General features: G+C 72.2%; 15 protein-coding genes and 2 tRNA genes. 7 read left to right on the top strand and 10 right to left on the bottom strand.

What is annotated here, in order from left to right; all coding sequences use genetic code 11:
* The first annotated feature begins 225 nt into the window (after nucleotides 1–225).
* Nucleotides 226–2,253, top strand: a complete 2,028-nt coding sequence (locus ACZ6BB_RS04805; RefSeq protein WP_471614121.1) for an alpha-galactosidase — start codon at nucleotides 226–228, stop codon at nucleotides 2,251–2,253.
* Between the two features lie 99 nt (nucleotides 2,254–2,352).
* Here ACZ6BB_RS04805 and ACZ6BB_RS04800 read toward each other — a convergent pair.
* The 8 genes from ACZ6BB_RS04800 to ACZ6BB_RS04765 form a co-directional block, all read right to left on the bottom strand.
* Nucleotides 2,353–2,426: transfer RNA gene (locus tag ACZ6BB_RS04800), tRNA-Pro, on the bottom strand.
* A 47-nt stretch (nucleotides 2,427–2,473) separates the two neighbouring features.
* Nucleotides 2,474–3,724 carry an FxsB family cyclophane-forming radical SAM/SPASM peptide maturase gene (locus ACZ6BB_RS04795; protein ID WP_471613870.1) on the bottom strand — a complete coding sequence of 417 codons (1,251 nt, stop codon included), beginning with the start codon at nucleotides 3,722–3,724 and terminating at the stop codon, nucleotides 2,474–2,476.
* Complete coding sequence (locus tag ACZ6BB_RS04790; protein WP_467344570.1) at nucleotides 3,724–3,936, bottom strand: hypothetical protein; 213 nt, start codon at nucleotides 3,934–3,936, stop codon at nucleotides 3,724–3,726. The genes ACZ6BB_RS04795 and ACZ6BB_RS04790 overlap by 1 nt, the downstream gene beginning before the upstream one ends.
* Before the next feature lie 188 nt (nucleotides 3,937–4,124).
* The gene (gene fxsT / locus ACZ6BB_RS04785) at nucleotides 4,125–8,084 is read right to left on the bottom strand and encodes an FxSxx-COOH system tetratricopeptide repeat protein (protein ID WP_471613869.1); all 3,960 of its coding nucleotides are present in this window, start codon (nucleotides 8,082–8,084) and stop codon (nucleotides 4,125–4,127) included.
* 30 nt (nucleotides 8,085–8,114) lie between these two features.
* Nucleotides 8,115–9,323 (bottom strand): TIR-like protein FxsC, encoded by a 1,209-nt coding sequence (locus ACZ6BB_RS04780; RefSeq protein WP_471613868.1) that lies wholly within the window; start codon nucleotides 9,321–9,323, stop codon nucleotides 8,115–8,117.
* Nucleotides 9,324–9,514: 191 nt separating this feature from the next.
* Nucleotides 9,515–10,582, bottom strand: a complete 1,068-nt coding sequence (locus tag ACZ6BB_RS04775; protein WP_471613867.1) for a maleylacetate reductase — start codon at nucleotides 10,580–10,582, stop codon at nucleotides 9,515–9,517.
* Nucleotides 10,582–11,571 carry a dioxygenase family protein gene (locus ACZ6BB_RS04770; RefSeq protein ID WP_471613866.1) on the bottom strand — a complete coding sequence of 330 codons (990 nt, stop codon included), beginning with the start codon at nucleotides 11,569–11,571 and terminating at the stop codon, nucleotides 10,582–10,584. Before ACZ6BB_RS04770 ends, ACZ6BB_RS04775 begins: the two co-directional genes overlap by 1 nt.
* Before the next feature lie 109 nt (nucleotides 11,572–11,680).
* Nucleotides 11,681–13,450: an FAD-dependent oxidoreductase gene (locus tag ACZ6BB_RS04765; RefSeq protein WP_471613865.1), complete on the bottom strand. Its 1,770-nt coding sequence runs from the start codon at nucleotides 13,448–13,450 to the stop codon at nucleotides 11,681–11,683.
* A 230-nt stretch (nucleotides 13,451–13,680) separates the two neighbouring features.
* On the opposite strand from ACZ6BB_RS04765, the gene ACZ6BB_RS04760 reads away from it, so the two are divergent.
* Together ACZ6BB_RS04760 and ACZ6BB_RS04755 are read left to right on the top strand one after the other, a co-directional pair.
* Entirely contained in the window at nucleotides 13,681–15,564 is a 1,884-nt protein-coding gene (locus ACZ6BB_RS04760; protein WP_471613864.1) for a helix-turn-helix domain-containing protein, read from the top strand.
* Nucleotides 15,565–15,795: 231 nt separating this feature from the next.
* Nucleotides 15,796–16,629 carry a class II glutamine amidotransferase gene (locus ACZ6BB_RS04755; protein ID WP_471613863.1) on the top strand — a complete coding sequence of 278 codons (834 nt, stop codon included), beginning with the start codon at nucleotides 15,796–15,798 and terminating at the stop codon, nucleotides 16,627–16,629.
* Between the two features lie 115 nt (nucleotides 16,630–16,744).
* Here ACZ6BB_RS04755 and ACZ6BB_RS04750 read toward each other — a convergent pair.
* A tRNA-Pro gene (locus ACZ6BB_RS04750) sits at nucleotides 16,745–16,818 on the bottom strand.
* A gap of 100 nt (nucleotides 16,819–16,918) precedes the next feature.
* On the opposite strand from ACZ6BB_RS04750, the gene ACZ6BB_RS04745 reads away from it, so the two are divergent.
* On the top strand, nucleotides 16,919–17,482 hold the full coding sequence (locus tag ACZ6BB_RS04745) for a DUF309 domain-containing protein (RefSeq protein ID WP_471613862.1): 564 nt from the start codon (nucleotides 16,919–16,921) through the stop codon (nucleotides 17,480–17,482).
* Here the strand turns inward: ACZ6BB_RS04745 and ACZ6BB_RS04740 are convergent.
* On the bottom strand, nucleotides 17,468–18,241 hold the full coding sequence (locus ACZ6BB_RS04740) for a sulfite exporter TauE/SafE family protein (protein WP_471613861.1): 774 nt from the start codon (nucleotides 18,239–18,241) through the stop codon (nucleotides 17,468–17,470). The genes ACZ6BB_RS04745 and ACZ6BB_RS04740 overlap by 15 nt on opposite strands.
* Before the next feature lie 196 nt (nucleotides 18,242–18,437).
* Between ACZ6BB_RS04740 and ACZ6BB_RS04735 the strand changes: the two genes are divergently transcribed.
* From ACZ6BB_RS04735 to ACZ6BB_RS04725, 3 genes are read left to right on the top strand one after another with little or no spacing between them, the layout of a single operon-like run.
* Nucleotides 18,438–19,247, top strand: a complete 810-nt coding sequence (locus ACZ6BB_RS04735) for an alpha/beta hydrolase (protein ID WP_471613860.1) — start codon at nucleotides 18,438–18,440, stop codon at nucleotides 19,245–19,247.
* 54 nt (nucleotides 19,248–19,301) lie between these two features.
* Nucleotides 19,302–19,577, top strand: coding sequence for a WhiB family transcriptional regulator (locus ACZ6BB_RS04730; protein WP_471613859.1), 276 nt, complete (start codon nucleotides 19,302–19,304; stop codon nucleotides 19,575–19,577).
* Between the two features lie 13 nt (nucleotides 19,578–19,590).
* The gene (locus tag ACZ6BB_RS04725; RefSeq protein ID WP_471613858.1) at nucleotides 19,591–20,073 is read left to right on the top strand and encodes a Dps family protein; all 483 of its coding nucleotides are present in this window, start codon (nucleotides 19,591–19,593) and stop codon (nucleotides 20,071–20,073) included.
* Nucleotides 20,074–20,265 lie beyond the last annotated feature (192 nt).

Genomic DNA, 20,265 nt, shown 5'->3' with positions numbered 1-20,265 from the left:
GGTCACAACGCGGGCGTCCAGGGAACGCGAGTCCGGGGTTCGGTCCTCCGGCGCAGCCGCCCGCCCGACGCATCCTCACCACCGCCCGTGAAACCCCGGATCAACCTCACGGGGACCACCGCAGGACCTGAACAGCCCGGAAGGGGAACCGCGTTGACCGCAGTCGTCGAAGCAGCCGAGGGGTCTCGGGTCTGGTCGCATCCGGAGTCCGGCCTGTGCGCCGTCATGGATGCCACCGGGGCGGTGCGACTGGGCAGGCCGGGCCAGGACTGGGCGTGCCTGGTGCCCCTCGTCGAGGTCACCGCCACCGGCCACGGACGCATGTGGTCGGGAGAGCGCTTCATCGAGACGGCCATCGGTGAACGCCTCGCCTACCGCGGCCACGAGACGGTTCGGGGCGAGGGGCGGGAACGTACGACGATCCGGCTGGCGGACCCCGCGACCGGCCTCGCCGCCGACGTCACACTGGAGACGCGGCCGGGCAGCGGTTCCCTGCGCTCCCAGATCCGCCTGGCCAATGAGGGCGGCACGGCGCTGCGGCTGGAGAGCGTCTCCACCTTGACTCTCGGCGGCCTGGTGGACCCGGACGGCGGTCTCGACGGCCTCACCCTGCACTGGGCGGACAACGCCTGGCTCGCCGAGTGCCGGTGGCGCCAGGACGCCTTCCGCGCCCAGGTGGTCCCGCTCAATCGGGCCGCCCACGGCCACGAGGGCCGAGGCTGCTTCGAGCGGTACTCGCAGGGGAGTTGGTCCACCGGCCGCCATCTCCCCGTGGCCGGCCTCACCGACAGGGCCGGCCGCGCCTGGCTGTGGCAGATCGAGTCCAGCGCGGGCTGGCGCTTCGAGACCGGGGAACGCGAGGGCGCCGCCTACGTGGCGCTGTTCGGCCCCGACGACGCGCACCACCAATGGCACCACACCCTGGCGCCCGGCCAGGAGTTCCGCACCGTCCCCGCCGTCCTGGTCCACGCGGAGACCGGCGGGCTGGACGCGGCCTTCGGGGAACTCACGGACTACCGCCGGAGCATTCGCCGTGCCCATCCCGACCTCCGCACGCTGCCGGTGATCTACAACGACTACATGAACACCCTGATGGGAGATCCCACCACCGAACGGCTCATGCCGTTGATCGAGGCGGCGGCCGCGGCGGGTGCCGAGGTGTTCGTGATCGACGCCGGCTGGTACGACGACGACGCGCAGGGCTGGTGGGACGCCGTCGGCGCGTGGGAGCCGGCACCCCGCCGCTTTCCGGGCGGGCTGCCGGAGGTCCTGGACGCCATCAGGGCGCACGGCATGACCCCGGGACTCTGGCTCGAACCCGAAGTCGTCGGCGTGCGCAGCCCGCTGGCCCGCGGTCTGCCGCCCGAGGCGTTCTTCCGTCGCGGCGGACTGCGTGTCACCGAACACGGACGGCACCACCTCGACCTGCGCCACCCGGCCGCCCGGGGGCATCTCGACGCGGTCGTGGACCGGCTGGTCGGCGAGTGGGGTGTGGGGTACCTGAAGCTCGACTACAACATCAACATCGGCCCGGGCACGGAGAACGGACCGGAGAGCCCGGGAGCCGGCCTGCTCGGACACCACCGCGCTCACCTCGACTGGATGGCCTCGCTCCTGGACCGCCATCCCGGCCTCGTGCTGGAGAACTGCGGGTCGGGCGGCCTGCGCATGGACTACGCCCAGCTGGCCGTGGCACAACTGCAGTCCACCAGCGACCAGCAGGACTTTCTGCTCTACCCGCCCATCGCCGCCGCTGCCGCCACCGCCGCGACACCTGAACAGGCCGCCGTCTGGGCCTACCCCCAGCCCGGTCAGACCCTCGACGAGATCGCCTTCACCCTCACCGGGGCACTGCTGGGCAGGGTGCACCTCTCCGGCTTCCTCAATCTCATGAGCGACCAGCAGGCCGCACTCGTACGCTCGGCGATCCGCGTGTACAAGGACATCCGGCCCGAGCTCGCGCAGGCGCACCCCTTCTGGCCGCTGGGACTGCCCGCCTGGGACGACACCTGGATCGCTCATGGACTCCGCGGCCGCCAGTCCACGTTTCTGGCCGTGTGGCGCAGGGCCTCTGCGAGCAGCAGCCGCACACTCGTCGTGCCCCACCTGCGTGGCGTCCACGTCGAACCGCAGGTACTCCACTCCGGCCCGTCCGAGGTGACCGCACGGTGGGACGCGGCCGAAGCGGCTCTCACCGTCCTTCTGCCCAGCCCCGACACCGCGGTCGTGCTCCGGTTGCGCGCGACACGGTGAGGTCGTCGGGGGTCAGACGATCAAAGGGGCAGACGATCAAAGGGCCTGTCTCACCGAAGTGAGACAGGCCCTGACCCGGGCTCGAAGCCCTGTTGCATGTCGGGACGACAGGATTTGAACCTGCGACCCCTTGACCCCCAGTCAAGTGCGCTACCAAGCTGCGCCACGTCCCGTCGCGCGATCCACGATGCCGACTGTGAACGCGCAGACAAACCCTACCCTACGTACCCCTGACGTCCAGCTCGGGCAAGACCCGCGACGTCCCGCCGAGGTCGGCCAGGACGCGGGCGCGGATGTGCAGGATCAGCGCGGCCAGGTCGGCGCAGTAGACGGAGGGGTTGCGAAAGCCGCTCCCGGAGGCGTACCGGTGGGCGAAGAGCCCGCCCCCGCACACCGCGAGCACCGGGCAGCGCCCGCAGACGGGACCCAACCCCGATGCTCCGGACTGGCGTTGACGGTACCGCGGCTGGTCGAGGACGTCGTCGAGACTGTTGCGGAACACGTCGAGGCCCGTCACCGGCGCACCCTCGTAGGCGACCTTGAGGGAGTCGGACTGTTCGATGGTGCCGTCGGTCTCGATCACCGCCAGGGTCGCCGGGGCCAGCCCCACCGACTCGGTGCGCATCGCCCCACCGAGGACGCCCGCCATCAGCTCCTCGAAGAGCCGGACACCCGTCTCCCGTACGGGGGCGTCGTACCAGCGGTCGAAGACGCGTCGCAGCCAGTCGGCGTACGGCGTGCTGTCCGGCTGGGCCGTCACGCCGTGCCCGGACACCGGCGGAGCGGTGGGAATCCGGCCGCGCCGGTCCGCGAGTCCGGGGGGCGGGGCGTCCCACGTGCCGTGCGGCAGCAGGAGGTCGACACGTGGGGGGTGTGCGGCCAGCAGCGCCTCGTAGGTGTCCACGGGGTCGTCGGCCAGGTCGATCGTGCACAACAGGCCCGCGTACAGGGGGCGGTAGGGGGCCGCTCGCAACCGGGCGAGCCCTTCCGTCACCCGCCGGTGGCTGCCCTCGCCGCCGGGGAAGACCCGGTGCCGGTCGTGGCCCGCCCGCGTGCCGTCGAGGCTGACGCTGACGCCGACCCGGTGCCGAAGGAGCACGTCCAGGACGTCCGGGGTGAGCAGCACCCCGTTGGTCTGCGCCGAGAAGCGGACGGGCACCCCCGCCCTCTCCAGGCCCCGCCCGAGGATCCCGAGCAGTTCCTCCAGCCGCCGGGCCCCGAGAAGCAACGGCTCCCCGCCGTGCAGCACGATCCGGACGTCCGGCAGGCCATGGGCCGTGGCGTGCTCGGCGATGCGCCCGGCCACCCGCTCGGCCACCGCCGTTTCCATGAGGCGGGGCTTGTCGCGCCAGCTGGTGTCGGCGGAGTGGTAGACGTAGCAGTAGTCGCAGTCCAGGTTGCAGCGGCTGTGCACCTTGAGGACGAACTGCCGCAGGAACGCCAAGGGCGCGTGGCCCGGCGCGGGGGTCATCACATCCGCGTTTCGCTCGGCAGTGAGGACTCGAACTCGGCCGGATATGTGGCGTCCGGGTGCGCGGCCTCCAGAGCGAGACGGCGCAGTACATGACCGAGAGCGCTGGTCTCGGTCACGGCACCGGGGCGGTCCTCGGCAGGTCCGATCGGGCGCGCGCCGGAGGCGGCGCGGTCCTCGGACGTGTCCGGCGAGGACAGGAAGGGTGACACCGCACTCCTAGGGGCATGCTGACACGGGGCGTCCGCCCGGCGGGACATGCCCGTAGCGGTGAGCGGAGAATAGCAGCGGAGCAAAGAAAAACGGCAGGAAGCAACACAAAGCGGCGCCAGGAACAACGGCGCCGCACGGGCCGGAGCGCGTGCCGCTCGTCTCGCTCGTATCGCTCCGTGACACGGGATCAGAAAGTGAAGGGTGGCTCGATGTCCGCGTCCAGGCGCACCCCGCTGTCCACCGCCTCGTAGGTCGGGTGGTCCACTCCCAGGGTCTGGGCGGCGAGTTGCAGAGCCTCACTGTAGTGCTCCTCCGACTCGTCCGTCACACCAGCACCCGCGAGATCCACGGACAGGTTGGACCGCAGGGTGATGACGTCGTAGTGGTCCGCTCCCAGGGTCTCCAACACCCCGGCGAGCGCCTCGCGTTCGAGGGTGATCGCGGCCTCGGGCTCGCCGGTGTCGACGAGGCAGTTGGCGTAGTTGATCATCGCGTCCAGGGTGTAGGGGTGTCGTTCGCCGAGGGTGTCGGTCAGGGCCCTGAGGGCCCGTTCGGACGTGGCGCGGGCGGCTGCCGCGTGGCCGCCGAGGCGCAGGTAGATCGCCAGGTTGTTCTGGCACCCCAGTGTGTAGGGGTGCGTCTCCCCCAGGGTCTGCCGCTGACGGGCCAGGATGTGGTCGGCGTGGTCGCGGGCGCTGTCGACGTCACCCAGGGCCGCGAGGACGTTGGCCAGGTCGGCGCGGGCGGCCAGGGTGTCCGGATGGTCGCGGCCGCGGTCCTCGGCGTACATGAGGTGGACGGAGGCGACGAGGTCGCGGGCCTCCTCGTAGCGGCCGGCCCGGCGCAGTGCCACCGCGTGGTTGCGCTGGGTGGACAGGCTCTGGGCGTGTCTCTTGCCGAGCCGCTCCCAGAGCACCTGGCAGGTGTCCTCCAGGATGTCGAGCGCGGTCCGGAGGTCACCGGTCTCGCGCAGGTCGCGGGCGTAGTTGGAGGCCGCGCTGAGCGTGTAGATGTCGGTCGGGCCCTTGAGGTCGAGGCGGTCGCGGTAGACCCTCCGGTGTATCTCCAGTGCCGCGCGCCGGTCCCCGCACAGGTACTCCGAGACGCCGAGGTTGCTGGCGTGCATCGACAGCCGCAGGTCCTCTGGCGGCCAGACCCGCTTGCTGGCCTCGTAGGTGGCGCGGTCCCACTCCCGGGCCTCGTCGTACCGGCCGAGGGCGTTGAGGTCGGCGGCCACGTTGGCGGCGGCGATGAGCGTACGGCGGCGGCCCGGACCCACGAGGGCGGCCATCCGCCGGTGCACGTCGAGGTCGTTGTCGTAGGCCTCCCGCGAAACACCCTGGGAGCGCAGGATGTTGCCGAGCTGGGTGCGCAGCAGGAGGACCTGGGTGTCGTCCGGACCCAGGCGCGCGGTCCACTCCGCGAGGACGCGTTCGGCGGTGTCGCGTCCGGACGACAGCAGGTTGCGCCGCCACAGGCAGCGCACCGTGTCGATGATCCACTGCCGTACGTCCGGGTCGTCGCTGCGCGTCGCCCGGCTCGGCCACAGATGCGGCAGGAGTTGCGCGTAGCGCGGCCAGCTCTCGGGCGCGCCGGGTGTCTTGGGGTTGCCCGCGGCGAGCACGGAGTGCACCACCGCGCGCAGGTGCAGGCGCCGTTCGACCGGCAGGGAGTGGCGGATCTCGGCCTGCACCAGGCGGTGCACGACGATGGTTCCCTCCTCCGGGTCCGCCTGGGCGAGCCCGAACCGGTTGATCTCCTGGAAGACCTCGCTGATGGTCACCTCGTCCCGGGGTTCGTCCTCGTCCAGCGTGAGCGCGTCCATCAGGGAACGGGTGTACAGCAGGTCCATCGGGATGGGGTCGGCGCCGAAGAAGGAGCAGATCTCCAACAGGTCCGCGGCCGCAGGGCTGTTGGACCGGATCTCCTCCAGCGACACCAGCCAGCCGGCCATCTCCAGCGAGCGTTTCTCCGTGCGTTTGAGCAGTTCCGTCGCGTGGGTGCGCAGCAGCCCCAGATACCGGTCGACGGGCATGGCCGTGGCGCTCAGCCACACCGCGGCCTGGTGGACGGCGAGCGGGAGATCGCCCAGCTCGTGGGCGATCTGCTGGGCGTTGGCCGGGTCGAGTCCGGGATTGCGCCGGCCGAGGAGTGCCACGCTCTCGGACCGTTCGAACACCTCGACCGGCAGCACGTTCCCGGCTTCCTCCCAGGTACGGTCGCGGGACGTGACGAGCACGTGTCCGCCGCGCGCGGTGTCGGCGGGCAGCCATTCGGCCGTCTCGTCCGGGGAACCCGCGCTGTCGAAGACGAGCAGCCAGTTGCGGTACGGCGTCCCGCTCGCCAGCGCCCTGAGCACCCGCCCGGCGGTGAGCGCGGTGTCCTCCCCGTGCTCGATGCCGAGTTGGGGGGCGAGGCGTGCCAACTCCCCGGCGATGACCGTGGGTTCGGCGGCAGGCACCCACCACACCACGTCGTAGGAGCCGCGGAACCGGTAGGTGTACTCCAGCGCTGTCTGCGTCTTGCCGACTCCGCCGAGTCCCACCAGGACCTGAGGCGTCGACGATCCCCCGGCCGCGGTGAACCGGTCCCGCAGCTCGTGCAGCAGCGCGTTGCGTCCGGTGAAGCCGGTGTTCCTCGGTTGCAGCGACTCGACGGCCGGGTTGGTGCCCGGGTAGCGCGGGGGATCCGGTGCCAGCGGCGCGCCCGCGCCCCGGGCCGGGGTGGGTGCCGAGGGCGGCGGGCCGACGCTCTGCCGCAGCCGTCGTACGGCGTTCACCGCGCTGAGGTGGGCGACGCTGGGGGCGGCCGCGAGGTCGAAGGGGGGCTCCAGGGCACGTTCGCCGCCGTGGACGCGGACGGCGACGAGTTCGGGTGCCAGGGACCGCTCCCTGGCCGCCAGCGCGCGCCACAGCGCCGCGGACTGCGGCACGGCCGCGTACTCCGCGGACAGCAGGACGAGGATCCTGCCCTCCTCGGCGAGGGCGCGGACCACTTCCGGGGCGGTCTCGCCGGGCCTGGTCGCGGTGACGTCGTGGAGCGTGACGCGGAATCCGGCGGACTCCAGGTGCCAGGCGGCCCACTCCGCCCAGACCCGGTCCTCGGGCACGTGACTGACGAACAGACAGGCGCTGACGGCCCGGCTCTTGTTCATGTACGCGGTGAGCAGCCGCTGCCGTTCCTCGTCCGGCAGGGGCACCCCGCGCCGGACCTCGCCGTCGGTGAGCCAGTCCGTCAGGCGTTCGCACGCCTTGAGCACGGTGCCCTCCTGCAACGGCCGGTCACCGACGGGCGCGACGATCTCCTCGTACGCGTAGAACGTCTTGTACGGGATCTCCACATCGCCCCAGTACCGCTCGACGCTGCCTTCGTCCAGCCACGTCAGGTGGCCGCCGAAGACGTCCCGGGCGCGGTCGCGGCTGATCTCCAGCCGCTCCCGCTCGGCGTCCTCGACCCGCATCGGCACCGGCAGCAGCCGGATCGGCCGCCGGGAGCCCTTCGTCACGGCACGGGCTACGTGGGCGGAACCGCGCATGTTCTGGACGTTGTAGACGAAGCCCAGGACGAGGGTGTCGGGGAGCAGGACCGTGCAGATGCCCGAGCTGTCGGTGACACCTGTGCGGCTGTCTATCAGGACGTAGTCGTAGCGGGCGGCCATCTCCTCGCGCATCTCCAGCAGGAACGATCCGCCGCCGAGTCGTTCGTAGAAGGCGTGCCAGTCGAAGGAGGTCACGGAGTCCGAGTAGGCGGCGTTCTGCCGCCCGGCGGGCAGGAAGTCCAGCCGCCCGCCGCTCGCGAACCTCAGGTCGAGACCGACCACGTACGGGGTCAGGTCCAGCGTCCGGCGGAACCAGCCGTCGTCCTGCGGGGCCTCCTCGCGGCCGGGCAGGAGAACGGCCTGCTGGTAGGCGCGCAGCAGGTCGATCAGCCCGTCGGTGTCGCGCAGTTCGGGGTCGGTGAGCAGCGGGTGGAAGTAGCTGTGCAGGCCCGGAGCCTCCAGGTCCCAGTCCACGGCCAGAACGCGTTTGCCCCGGCTGGCCAGGATCCACGCCACGTTCGCCAGAGCCATCGTGCGGCCGACGCCGCCCTTGAACGAGTAGAACGTGACGACCTGGCCTCGGCCGTCCGGTGCGCTGGACATGCTCATCCGGTCTCCTGGGCAGTCGTGTCGGGCGGGTCAGAGCCGGGGCATCGCCGGCGGTGGCGCGCCCGGCGGCAGGCGGCGGACCTGGCCGCTGGCCGCGATCCGGTTCTGGGTCACGGTCACCGCCCGGGACAGCGTGTCGTCGAAGTCGTGCTGGTCCACGGGGGCCCAGAAGACCGGATCGTGATGGTCGTTGCGGCGCATCCAGTTGCGCTCGAAGACCTCCTGGACCGCGTCCCAGAGGGCCTCGTTGTCCGTGCCCGACTCGCTGTCGTGCTCGTGGCAGGGCACGAGGACCGCGGTCGTCGGGTGGTGCAGCGTGTCGTAGCGGCGCAGTGCCTCCCGGTACGGGTCCTCACGTGCCGACCAGGCGTCGACCAGCAGCACGCACACCTGGTTGAGGTGGCGGGCCCGGTTGAGCCGGCGGATCAGCTGGGGGCTCACCGCCTCCACGCTCGCCGTGTGCCCGTCACCGGTGATGACCCGGGTGGCCCGCTCCACGACGGTCGGGACCCGCGGTGGGCTGTAGGGCGCCCACGCCCAGGGTGCCTCCCCGTAGTAGGCGGTGTGCGAACGGCCCAGCGGAGGCTGCTCCTTGGTACAGGCGGCGACGAATATCGCCACGTGGCCCGCGAGTTCGGGTATCTCGCCGACCGGGAAACAGCCCCGGACCGCCGAGAGGTCGAAGGCGGGAGGCTCGTCGACCGGCAGGTTGAAGAAGTCCGCCGCCTTGCGCACGCGGCGGGCGATCTCCTCGACGACACGCCGGTACGCGGGCCCGCCGGGGTCCGACTGCATCAGCTGCAGCAGCCCGTGCCTGAGGTACTCCTCCCCCAGTCCCGGTTCGGTGTACTGCACGGCCTTGACCGCGGCGGGCATCCTGCGCTGCGACACGGGCTCCCACAGCACCGGGACCAGGGCGCGCGGCTGCACCGAGGTCATCTCGTGATACCGCTGCACACGCGCCGCGAAGTGGGTCCACTCCTTGCCGCAGTACTCACTGCGGAAGTACGCCGGTGAGTAGAGCGCGACCATCGCCCTGCACGCTCCGACGGCACGGGTCAGCTCCAGCAGCCAGTCGTCGCCGAGCATGATGTTCTCGACGTCACGGAAGGTGGGCTGCCGGGCCGACACGGCGCCCGGGAGAGCGAGGGCCTTCAGCAGGTCGTTGTAGAACCGCCCCACGTACGCCGCCCGGTCGTCCCGCCTGGCGTAACTGAGAAAGAAATACGGCTGATCCAAGGCGCCCCCCAGCATGCCGGACCGCACCGACGGCACCGGGGTCCTACCCTGTCGCCGCCGGTCTCAGACATGGGGGCGACCATCGAGTGAACGCCCGACGACCGTGACACGGCCGGCGGGCCGGGGACGGCGGGACGAGGGGGTGCGGAGAAGCGGAAGACGCCCGCGGGCGGTCCCCAAGGACACGTGGGTCAGGGCCACACCGGCGGCCGGGTGCCCTCGTGCGCTCCTCGCAGGATCGTCAGGACGTCCGCCGTGCCGACCTCGCGCGGGTTGGGGTACGCCTGTGCCGTCACCTCGGCCGCCGCGCGGTCCAGGTCGGCCTCGCCCAGGCCGAGTTCGGCCAGCGAACGGGGAGCGCCGAGGCTGCCCGTCAGGTCCCACAGGGCCCGGACCGGGTCGTCGGTGTTCAGGGCGCGGCCCAGTGCCGTCATGGCGTCGGGTGCGGCCGGGGCGTTGAAGGCGAGGACGTACGGCAGGACGACCGTGTGGGTCTCGGCGTGCGGGAGGCCGAAGGTGCCGCCGAGGACGTGGCAGAGCTTGTGGTGCAGGCCCATGGTGGTCGCGCCGAGCGCGGTGCCGCAGAGCCAGGCGCCGTAGAGGGCCCGGCCGCGCGCCGCCAGGTCCCCGGGGGCGGCCGCCACCGCGGGCAGTGCCTCGGCCATGGCACGGGCACCCTCCTGTGCCGTCAGCGACACCAGGGGCGAGGCGTCCGGCGCGTAGAGGGCTTCGACGGCGTGGGCGACCGCGTTGATGCCGCTGGTCACGGAGAGGGGGACGGGGAGGGAGAGGGTGAGTTCGGCGTCGTAGACGACACTGCGCGGCAGGACCGACGGGGCCCGGCCGGTGCGCTTGGCACCGTTCTCGGTCAGGCCCCAGACCGGGGTCATCTCGGAGCCGGAGTACGTCGACGGCACGGCGATCAGCGGCAGTTCGGTGCGGAGCGCGATCGCCTTGCCCAGTCCGATCGCCGAGCCGCCGCCGACGGCCACGCAGCCGTCCGCGCCCACGTCCCGCGCTGCCCGGACCGCCTGGTCGGCCACCTCCACCGGTACGTGCTGACGGGCCTCGGCGAACAGTCCGGCGCGGGCGCCGCGGAGCGAGTCGGCGACCGCGCGGGCCGTCTCGGCGCCCCTCGGGCCGCACACCACCAGCAGCCGACGCAGCCCGAGCCGTTCGGCCTCCCCCGCCACCGCTGTCACCGCGGCGCCGGGACGCATGACGACCCGCATGGGCCGCGCCTCGTACTCGAACTCCATCACGCACGCCCCGAGTTGTGCATGCCAGGCGTGTCCTGCGTGCCGAGGACGAGGTCGAACCGGGCGTGCCGGAACGGGTTCGGGATGCCGAACCGCTTGGCCAGCTCCGGGTCGTCGGTCTCCGTGAAGTCCTGGACGAGGCTCTCCTTCACGGCGAAGACCGCGTCCGAGTCGAGGTGGTCGCTGCCGGCCACGAAGATGTGGGTGGTGACCGGGGTGTGCCCCTCCGCCGAGGCGATGAAGTGGATGTGGGCCGGACGGTACGGATGCCGGGAGGTCGCCCGCAGGAGGTCGCCGACCGGGCCGTCCGTGGGGATGGGGTACGGGCTGGGTACGCAGGTGCGGAACCAGAAACGGCCCTCGGCGTCCGCCGTGAACAGGCCGCGGCCGTTGCCCGGCGGCTGGACGTCGGGCTGCTGCACGTCGTAGTAGCCCTCGGCGTTCGCCTGCCAGACGTCGAGGACCGCGCCGGGCAGCGCGGTGCCGTCCCTCGACAGCACACGCCCGCTGATCACGCACGGCTCGCCGCCGCCGACCAGGTCGATGTCCGCGCCCAGTTCCCGGACCGGGGACTCGGTCATGTGGAACGGACCGAGGACCGTCGACTCGGTCACACCACCGCGCCCCTCGCTCCCGCCGCTCCCCTCCGCCTTGCCCTTGTCCTTGCCCTTGTCCTTGACCTTCTCCTTCTCCTGGCGCTCGTCCCGTCCGTCGCGCCCCTCGCTGTTGATCGTCTCGACCAGCATCGAGACGCCGAGGACGTCCGACAGGAGGACGAACTCCTGCCGGGTGTCCGTGCAGGCCCGCCCGGTCGCCGTCAGATACGCGATCGCCTGTTCCCACTCGGCCATCGTGGGCTCGACCTCGCGGACGAAGGCATGGAGGTGACGGGTGAGGGCGGCGAGCAGTTCGCGCAGGCGCGGGTCGGCCGTGCCCTCGAAGCTGTCGACGACCGCCTCGGTGATCCGGGTGGTGAATTCGGTGCTCATGCCCCACTCCTACGACTGTTCACGGGGCTCCGCACGGCGGAGCCGACAGCTGTTGTCCCCGCACGGGACGCACGCGACGCCCGGGACGCCCGCCCCGAGGACCTCCGGCTCAGGCACGCCCGAGGATCCGCCGCACCGCCTCCGTCAGCAACCGTTCCGCGTCCTGCGGGGACACGGCCGCCCGCGCGTGCCGGAAGGCGACGTACCCGTCCGGCCGTACGAGGAGGGCTCCGCCGTCGGCGATCTCGCTGAGCCGTGCCCAGTCGCCGTACGGGTCCTCGTACTGCCGGCCGGGGCCTATGACGGCGGTGGCGATCTCCACCAGGTCCTGGGCGCCGGCGGCCCGGACCCAGTCGGCGCCGCCGATGCCGGTGAGCAGCGTGAAGCGGCCCTTGCCGACGGTGTCGAGCGTGGACAGGGTGCGGGTGCCCGCGGTGATCCAGGCGTGCGGCAGCTTGGCGCCGGGGCGGGAGGTGGGCTGGTGGTACAGCTCGGGGTCGCGGTCGAAGCCGGGGTCGGGGGTGCCGTCCGGGACGACGGCCACGGAGGTCTCGGCGGAGTACCGCTGGTTCAGCTCGACGCCGTGGGCGTTGAACTCGTACACCTTGAACCCGATCGCCTCGCGGAGCTTCGCCCGCTGCTTCTCGGCCGCCCCGGTGTCGTCCTTGCGGGCGGCGATGTTGGCCCACAGCTGTTCGGGGGTCTGCGGGGAGAGCCCGTCGAGCGCCTCGAAGACGGGGGCGGTCTCGCCGATGGACTTGTTGGCGCGGGTGACGATCTGCTTGCCGATCGGGGCGCGTTCGGCGGTGTAGCTGTCGAGGAGCGCGGGGGCCGCGGTGCCGTCGAGGACCAGCTTGAGCTTCCAGGCCAGGTTGTAGGCGTCCTGGATGGAGGTGTTGGAGCCGAGGCCGTTGGACGGCGGGTGGCGGTGCGTGGCGTCGCCGGCGCAGAAGACCCGCCCGTTGGAGTAGGTCTCCGCGTACATCTCGTTGACGGTCCAGGACGAGGACGACTTGATGGTCACCGGGATCTCGTCGTCGCCGACCAGCCTGCGGACGATCGACTCGGCGTACTCGGTGGTCAGGTCGGGGGCGCCCGCGGAGACGTCGTAGCCCCAGACGATCAGCCACTCGTCCCAGGGCCGGACGCACCGGACCAGGCCCGCGCCGATCCCGCCGACGGTGGCGCCGGGGGCCAGCACCCAGTAGAGGGTGGACGGGCGGTGCGCGGTGTACTTCGTCAGGTCGGCGTTGAAGACGATGTTGATGCTCCCGGCCACGCCCATCTGGCCGCCCATCGGCAGGCCGGCGTCCTCGGCCACCTGGGAACGGCCGCCGTCGGCGCCTATGAGGTACTTGGCGCGGATGGTGTACTCGTCCCCGCGCAGCCGGTCCTCGACGGTGACCGTGACGCCCTCGTCGTCCTGGACGAAGGACTTGTAGACCGTGCTGAAGCGCAGGTTGGTGCCCCGCGCCACCGCCGCGTCGACGAGTACGGGCTCCATGAGGTGCTGCGGCATGTCGCACATCCGCGTGGGGCTGGCCAGCTCGTGCGCGGCCTGGACGAGCGGGTCGTTGCCCCAGGAGCGGAGCCGGCCCAGTTCCTCCCCTGCGAGGCTGGTGCAGAAGGTCGTGTCGCCCATGAGCTCCTGCGGTGTGGCCTTCGCGACGACCTCCTCCTCGACGCCGAGGTCGCGCAGCACCTCCATGGTGCGCTGGTTGGTGATGTGGGCCCGGGGCGTCTCGGCGAGACGCGAGTAGCGGGTGACCACGATGTTCGGGACGCCGTACGTACTCAGCGCGAGCGCGGCGGTGGCGCCCGCGGGGCCACTGCCCACGATCAGTACGTCGGTCACGACATCCGGCTCTACGGTGTGCACGAGAGACGCTCCAAGGGATGAGGACAGGCACCGGCGTCCAAGATCATGGAGGGCGGCGCGGGAGTGTGGGTGTCTCAATAAGAGACAGTGCGCGCGGCTTGCCGGACGGGGGCCGTTCGGGGTACGGCGACGGGCCGCGCCCCTGAGGGCCGGCGGTGCGGGCCGACCTGACGGAGTTTGCCCGGGCGGACGCCACCTTTCCGATCTCGCCGGGTACCGTGAGTGGTGTCGTGACTACCGCGGAGCGTCTTCCTGTCCACCCTGCCCTGGAATCGCTGGGCAGGGCCCGCGAGTTGTTCCTGGCGGGGCATCAACTGCCGGACGGTGTACCGGAGGAGATCGTCGCCGCCTGGCGGCGCGCCCGGTTCTTCGGCCTGCGGCACGACGGGCCGGGCCCGGCCGCCGACGCGGCCCGCGGGCCGGCCGCCGTGCCGCGCGACGCCGTACGACGGGAGGGGTGCCACCTGTTGTCCGCCGCGCGGCCGGTGCTCGAACGGCTGGCCCCCGTCGTGGGCGCCGGGCGGGCGGCGCTCCTGCTGACCGACGAACGGCTGCGGGTGCTGTGGGCGACCGGACGCGCGCCGGGCGCTCCGTGCCGCGAGGACCTCTCCGAGCAGGTGGCCGGCAACAACAGCGCGGCGCTCGCCCTGCGCACCCGGCGCCGCGCCGAGGTGCACGGTCCTGAGCACTTCCTCGATCTGTGGCAGGACGTGTCGGCGGTCAGCGTGCCCGTGCTCGCGCCGGAGACCGGGCGGGCCGTGGGCACGGTGACGGTCACCACCGGACTGTGCGCCGACCGCGCTCCGCACCCGTGGGCGTCCCTCGCGGAGGCCGCGGCCGGTGCCGTCGAGGCGGAGCTGCTGGCTCGGTCGCGGCCGGCCGAGCGGGTGCTGCTGGACGCCTATCTGCAGGCGTCGCGGGAGCGGCGGCGGGCGGTGGTCGCCCTGGACGGCCGCAACCGTCTGGTCAGCGAGGCCGCGGGGCGGCTGCTGTCACCGGAGGGGCTGGACGCGCTGGAGCGGAGCGTGGTCGCGCTGCTGCGGGACGGGGCCGGTGAGGGGGCCGAGGCCGGGCCGGGGGCGGACACGGCACGGTCCGGTCCCGGGTGGGCGTCCGGAGCGGTGTCCGTCGCGGGATCCGCGGCCGTCACAGGGTCCACCGCGCCCGCCCCGGCGTCCGTGACCGCCGGTGCCCCGGGCTCGTACCGCGTGCGGCTGCCGGACGGCGTGCGGTGTTCGGCGAAGGTCTCCCCGGTGGCGCACCGGGGGTCGGTCATCGGGGCGGTGGCCGTGCTGGAGCCGCTGGGAGCCGGTACCACCGTGCCGCTCGGGCGGGGTGCCGTGGCACTGGCCGGGCATTCGGTGCCCTGGCGGCACGCGGTCGGCCGGGCGACGGAGCTGGCCCGGTCGCCGGAACCGTTGCTGCTCGTCGGCGAACGCGGAACCGGGAAGACCGCGCTGGCCCGCGAACTGACCCCCGAGCTGCTGGTCGTCGACGCGGCGGAGGGCGAACTCGGTTCTGTGCTGCATGCGTTGAGGGAAGGCCACGCGCTCCTCATCCGCCATGTGGAGCGCCTCGTCCAGCCCGACATCGCGACCCTCAACTCGCTCCTCGCATCACAGCCGGGGACACCGCTGCTGGCCACCTACACGCCCGGAACACCGCCCGGACCCTGCCTCCAGCGCCTCCTGGACAGGCTGGCAGCCCGCTCGGTCACCCTGCCCGCGCTGCGTGAACGGCCGGAGGACGTCCGGGATTTACTGACGGCCCTGTCCCCGAAGCCGGAACCCGGTCAGCCGCCGCTCACCTGGACGCTGGACGCCCTGCGTGCCCTGGAGCGGCATCCGTGGCCCGGAAATGTCACCGAACTCGTCCATCTGGTACGGGCCCTGGCCGAACAGCGCCGCGTGTCCGGGCCCGTCCGCCGCGCCGAACTGCCCGATCCCGTCCGCGAGGGGCCGGCGGCGCGGCGCCTGAGCCCCATGGAGCACGCCGAACGCTCCGCGATACTGGAGGCCCTGCGCCGCAACGGCGGCAACAAGGCGCGTACGGCGGCGTCGCTGGGCATCGCCCGCGCCACGCTGTACCGGAAACTGCGGGAGTACCGGGGCTGAGTCGTTCGCACATCGGAGCGGTTCCGCGCGGACGGCCGGCCGGCTGGGGCGTGGCGTGGTCCGGCGGGCCGTGCGGCGGGCGTGGCGTGGTCCGGCGGGCCGCCGTGTGGCGATCAACGGGGGGCCGCACGACCATGGGGATGCGGGTTCACCCTACGGACCTCTCGCCCCACTCGCCCGATTTCGTCCCGTTCACCCATATCGCCCCGTTCGCCAGGGAGGTGGGAGCCGATGTGCAGGTGGCTCGCCTATTCGGGAACGCCCGTCCTGCTCGACACGATCCTCTACCGGCCGGCGCACTCCCTGATCGACCAGAGCTTGCACTCCAAGCTGGGCGTCGAGACCACCAATGGTGACGGGTTCGGCATCGGCTGGTACTCGCCCGACCTGGAGACCCCCGCGGTCATCCGCGACATCGGTCCGGCGTGGAGCAACCGCAATCTGCGGGAGATCTCCGACCATGTCCGCTCCCCGCTGTTCTTCGCCCACATCCGGGCGTCGACCGGTACCGCGGTGCAGCAGACCAACAGCCACCCCTTCCGCCATGGTCGCTGGATGTGGATGCACAACGGTGCGATCGCCGACTTCCACCGGCTCCGGCGGGACCTCTCCCTGGCCGTCGCCCCGGAGCTCTTCGCCGACATCGAGGGGCAGACGGACTCCGAGCTGATGTTCTACCTGGCGCTCACGTTCGGCCTGGAGGAGGACGCTCCGGGCGCGGTCGCGCGGATGGCCGGGCTGGTGGAACGGGTCGGCCACGAGCACGGGGTGGAGTTCCCCCTGCAGATGACGGTCGCCGTGACGGACGGAGAGGCGCTGTGGGCCTTCCGTTACTCCAGCCAGAAGGCGTCACGCTCGCTGTTCTACAGCACCCGGGTGGAGACGTTGCGCGCGCTCCACCCCGACGTGTCGTTCCTGCGGGAGGTCTCCGACGACACCCGTCTGATCGTCTCCGAGCCCCTGGGCGACATGCCCGGCGCCTGGAACGAGGTCCCAGAGAGCAGCTACGGCGTCGTCCGGCCGGGAGAGAACGTGCTGTGCCCCTTCACCCCGCAGGCCGCGTAGCCGCACGGTGCAGCCCGGGCGGCCACCCGGCCCGGCGGCAGGACATGCGTCAGGGGCCGTGGCGGAATGCTCCGCCACGGCCCCTGATCTGCGACTTCACTGCGACTTCGTAAAGTCGGGACGACAGGATTTGAACCTGCGACCCCTTGACCCCCAGTCAAGTGCGCTACCAAGCTGCGCCACGTCCCGGTGCGCTGTCCGCGGTGACCCGCGTGATCGCGCACTGAGAACTTTACCGTACGTCGGCCACTGCCCCGCAGCCGGTGAGAGGCAGGGGGACAATCGGGGGATGAGCGGGACAGTGCGGGACGGGACGGCAGCGGGGCGGGACCGGGACGAGGAGGGGCGGGCGCGCAGCGCGCGGCCCCGGGACGGGCTGGGGCGCCCGCTGCCGTACGGGGCACCGGGGGTCGAGCGGCAGCCGGAGGGGGTGGTGCGGGCTCCGGAGGAGACGGTCGTCGAGGCGCAGGCGCTGCTGGACGCGGGGAAGCCGTTCCACGCGCACGAGGTCTTCGAGGACGCCTGGAAGTCCGGGCCGGACGAGGAGCGCCCGCTGTGGCGGGGTCTCGCCCAGCTCGCGGTGGGCCTCACGCACTCGGCCCGCGGGAACGCCAGGGGCGGGGTCCTGCTGCTGCGGCGCGGGGCCGGGGCCGTCGAGGAATGGGGTGCCGCGAGCGGACGGCCGCGGCCCTACGGCGTGGATCTGGCCGGGGTGGGGGCCTGGGCCCGGCGGCTGGCCGGCGTCGTGGAGCGGGAGGGCCGTGCGGTGGACGCGGAAGCCTGGGCTCCCCGGTTGCGCCGCACGGACACGGCACCGGGGTCCTGCGCGACGAGCCCCTCAGCGGAGCAGTAGCTGCAGGCCGCCCACGATCGTCGCCGCGATGACCAGTTGTTCGAACAGCTTCTGGTTGATGCGGTTCACCGCCCACTTGCCGAGGAGGGCGCCCGGGACCACGAAGAGGGCGAGGGCGGCGTCCAGCAGCAGGGAGTGCGCGTCGATGAGGCCGAGGCCCACGCTGAACGGGACCTTGGAGACGTTGACGATGAGGAAGAAGAAGGCCGACGTACCGAGGAAGCCGAGCTTCCGGAAGCCCGCCGAGAGCAGGTACATCGACATCACGGGGCCACCGGCGTTGGCGACCATGGTGGTGAAGCCGCCGAGGACACCGTAGGAGCGGGCCTTGGCGCGGCCGGCGCGGGTGGTGACGGCGTCGGGATCGTCGTCGTTGTCGACCGTGCGCCGGCGCCACATCGTGACGGCCGCCATCAGCAGCAGGATCGCGCCGATCGAGGTGCGGACGATCCGGTCGTCGGCGCGGATCAGGAAGAGCGTGCCGAGGACGACACCCGCGCCGACCGCCGGGAAGAGCTTCCACAGGGTGGGCCAGTGGGCGTGCCGGCGGTAGGTCAGGACGGCGAGGACGTCCCCGACGATGAGGATCGGGAGCAGGACACCGGTCGAGGCACGGGCGGGCAGGACGGCCGCGAAGATCGCGAGACTGACCGTGTTGGCACCGCTGACGGCCGTCTTGGAGAAGCCGACGAGCAGGGCCGCGAAGGCGAGGGCCGCGAACTCGGCCGTGGACAGGTGCCAGAGAGTCATCGTGTTCATGCGGGGTCCGATGCTATGCGCACCTATCGGCACGCGACAGGACCGTCTCGTCAGTCGGCCCTGCCCCCGCCCCGGTCCGGGTTCCGGCCGGCCCCGCGCCGCCGGGTCCGGGTTTCGCCCCGGTCGGCCCATGGACCATCGTCCGACGGGCTGGCAAGATCCCCCGGGTACCTTCACCGACGTAGTTGGAGGAGTCATGGCCGACTCGCGCGAGCACCGCTTCGCCGGTACGCGGGGCGGTGTCACCGCACGGGAATGGCCGTGCGAGGGGGCGCGCTACGTCGTGCTCCTGGTGCACGGCTACGGGGAGCACATCGGCCGGTACGAGCATGTGGCCGACGCCCTGGTGCGGCACGGCGCGGCGGTGTTCGGCCCCGACCACATGGGCCACGGCAGATCGGCGGGCGAGCGTGTGCTGATCGAGGACTTCGAGGACGTCGTCACCGATGTCCGCGCGGTGGAGGTGCTGGCCGGGGACGCGTATCCGGGTCTGCCGGTGGTGCTGATCGGCCATTCCATGGGCGGGCTGATCGCCGCGCGGTACGCCCAGCGGTACGGGGCCGGGCTCGCCGCGGTCGTGCTGTCCGGGCCGCTGATCGGGATCTGGGAGCCGCTGCGGGCGCTGCTCGCGCCGCCGGAGGTGCCCGAGGTCCCGCTCGACCCGAAGCTGCTCTCCCGGGACATGGCGGTCGGCGCCGCGTACGCGAGCGATCCGCTGGTGTGGCACGGCCCGTTCAAGCGGCCGACGCTGGAGGCGATCCACCGCGGCCTGGAGACGATCTCGAAGAGCGGGCCGGTCGGCGCTCTGCCGCTGCTGTGGCTGCACGGCGACGACGACCGGATCGTGCCGCTGTCCGGCAGCCGTACCGGGATCGAGGAGTTCCGGGGCGCCGAGTGGACCGAGCGGATCTATCCGGGTGCCCGGCACGAGGTGCTGAACGAGACGAACAAGGGTGAGGTGCTCGCGGACGTGAAGGAGTTCGTGGACGCCGCGCTGGAGCGCTGAGTCGCTCCTCACTCCGTGCGTTTTCCCCCGTGCGACCCGGGCACCCGGACCCGCATGGAGTGGTTGCGGAGAGCTGCCTGCGTGGGAGAGGACCCCGAACTGTTCTTCCCCGTGGGCACCACAGGGCCGGCGCTCGACGACGTCGCCGCCGCCAAGCGTGTCTGCGCCCGCTGTCCGGTGCGCCGTGAGTGCCTCAACTGGGCGCTCGGCAACGGGCAGCTGGCAGGTGTGTGGGGCGGCATGGACGAGGAGGAACGCGGCGAACTGCTCCGCAGAGCCGGGAGCGCCGACGCCGCCCGACACGAAGCGTTCGCCGGTATGAACCGATGAGGAGTACTGCGCAATGACGATGGTGAGGAGCACTCTTCCCGAGCCCGCCCGCCGGATCGCGGGCGACGCGCTGCAGGAGAGCCTGGTGGATCTGCTGGGCCTCTCCCTGATCGGGAAGCAGGCTCACTGGAACGTGGTGGGCCCGAGGTTCCGTTCGATCCACCTGCAGCTCGACGAGGTGGTGTCCACGGCACGGACGTTCGCGGACCAGGTCGCCGAGCGCGCGGCGGCGCTCGGGGTGTCCCCCGACGGGCGGCCGGAGACCGTGGCCGCCCGGTTCGCCCTGCAGGGACCGAAGGACGGCTGGCTGCGGGACACCGAGGTCGTGAAGCTGCTGGTGGAGGCATTGGAGACGGCGATCGGGCGCCTGCGCGAGCGGATCGAGTCCGTGGAGGAGGCCGACAAGGTCACACAGGACCTGTTGATCTCCGTCACCTACGAGCTGGAGAAGCAGCACTGGATGTTCGAGGCCGAGAACTGGCCCCGCGAGGACTGACGGCGCGGCGGGCGGGCGGCGGCGTGACGGCCGTCCCGCCCTCTCCATGTCGATGAGGACGACGATGACGACGACCTCGGGCCGCCGGGGGTTCCGCCCCGTTCAGTGGGGGAAACCCCGGGGGCCAGGGTGTTGGGGGTTCGTCACCCTGCCCTCTTTCCCCCCCCCCAAACAGAACCCCACTCACGGCTC

The sequence above is a fragment of the Streptomyces sp. NPDC041108 genome (assembly GCF_055592645.1).
This window is presented reverse-complemented; position numbering and strand designations above follow the sequence as displayed.

What these genes read in the sequence shown, in the direction of transcription:
- ACZ6BB_RS04805 (WP_471614121.1), top strand. Translation starts at nt 226, where the DNA reads ATGGATGCCACCGGGGCGGTGCGACTGGGCAGGCCGGGCCAGGACTGG.
- ACZ6BB_RS04795 (WP_471613870.1), bottom strand. Translation starts at nt 3,724, where the DNA reads ATGACCCCCGCGCCGGGCCACGCGCCCTTGGCGTTCCTGCGGCAGTTC.
- fxsT (WP_471613869.1), bottom strand. Translation starts at nt 8,084, where the DNA reads ATGAGCATGTCCAGCGCACCGGACGGCCGAGGCCAGGTCGTCACGTTC.
- ACZ6BB_RS04775 (WP_471613867.1), bottom strand. Translation starts at nt 10,582, where the DNA reads ATGGAGTTCGAGTACGAGGCGCGGCCCATGCGGGTCGTCATGCGTCCC.
- ACZ6BB_RS04770 (WP_471613866.1), bottom strand. Translation starts at nt 11,571, where the DNA reads ATGAGCACCGAATTCACCACCCGGATCACCGAGGCGGTCGTCGACAGC.
- ACZ6BB_RS04755 (WP_471613863.1), top strand. Translation starts at nt 15,796, where the DNA reads ATGTGCAGGTGGCTCGCCTATTCGGGAACGCCCGTCCTGCTCGACACG.
- ACZ6BB_RS04745 (WP_471613862.1), top strand. Translation starts at nt 16,919, where the DNA reads ATGAGCGGGACAGTGCGGGACGGGACGGCAGCGGGGCGGGACCGGGAC.
- ACZ6BB_RS04740 (WP_471613861.1), bottom strand. Translation starts at nt 18,241, where the DNA reads ATGAACACGATGACTCTCTGGCACCTGTCCACGGCCGAGTTCGCGGCC.
- ACZ6BB_RS04735 (WP_471613860.1), top strand. Translation starts at nt 18,438, where the DNA reads ATGGCCGACTCGCGCGAGCACCGCTTCGCCGGTACGCGGGGCGGTGTC.
- ACZ6BB_RS04730 (WP_471613859.1), top strand. Translation starts at nt 19,302, where the DNA reads ATGGAGTGGTTGCGGAGAGCTGCCTGCGTGGGAGAGGACCCCGAACTG.
- ACZ6BB_RS04725 (WP_471613858.1), top strand. Translation starts at nt 19,591, where the DNA reads ATGACGATGGTGAGGAGCACTCTTCCCGAGCCCGCCCGCCGGATCGCG.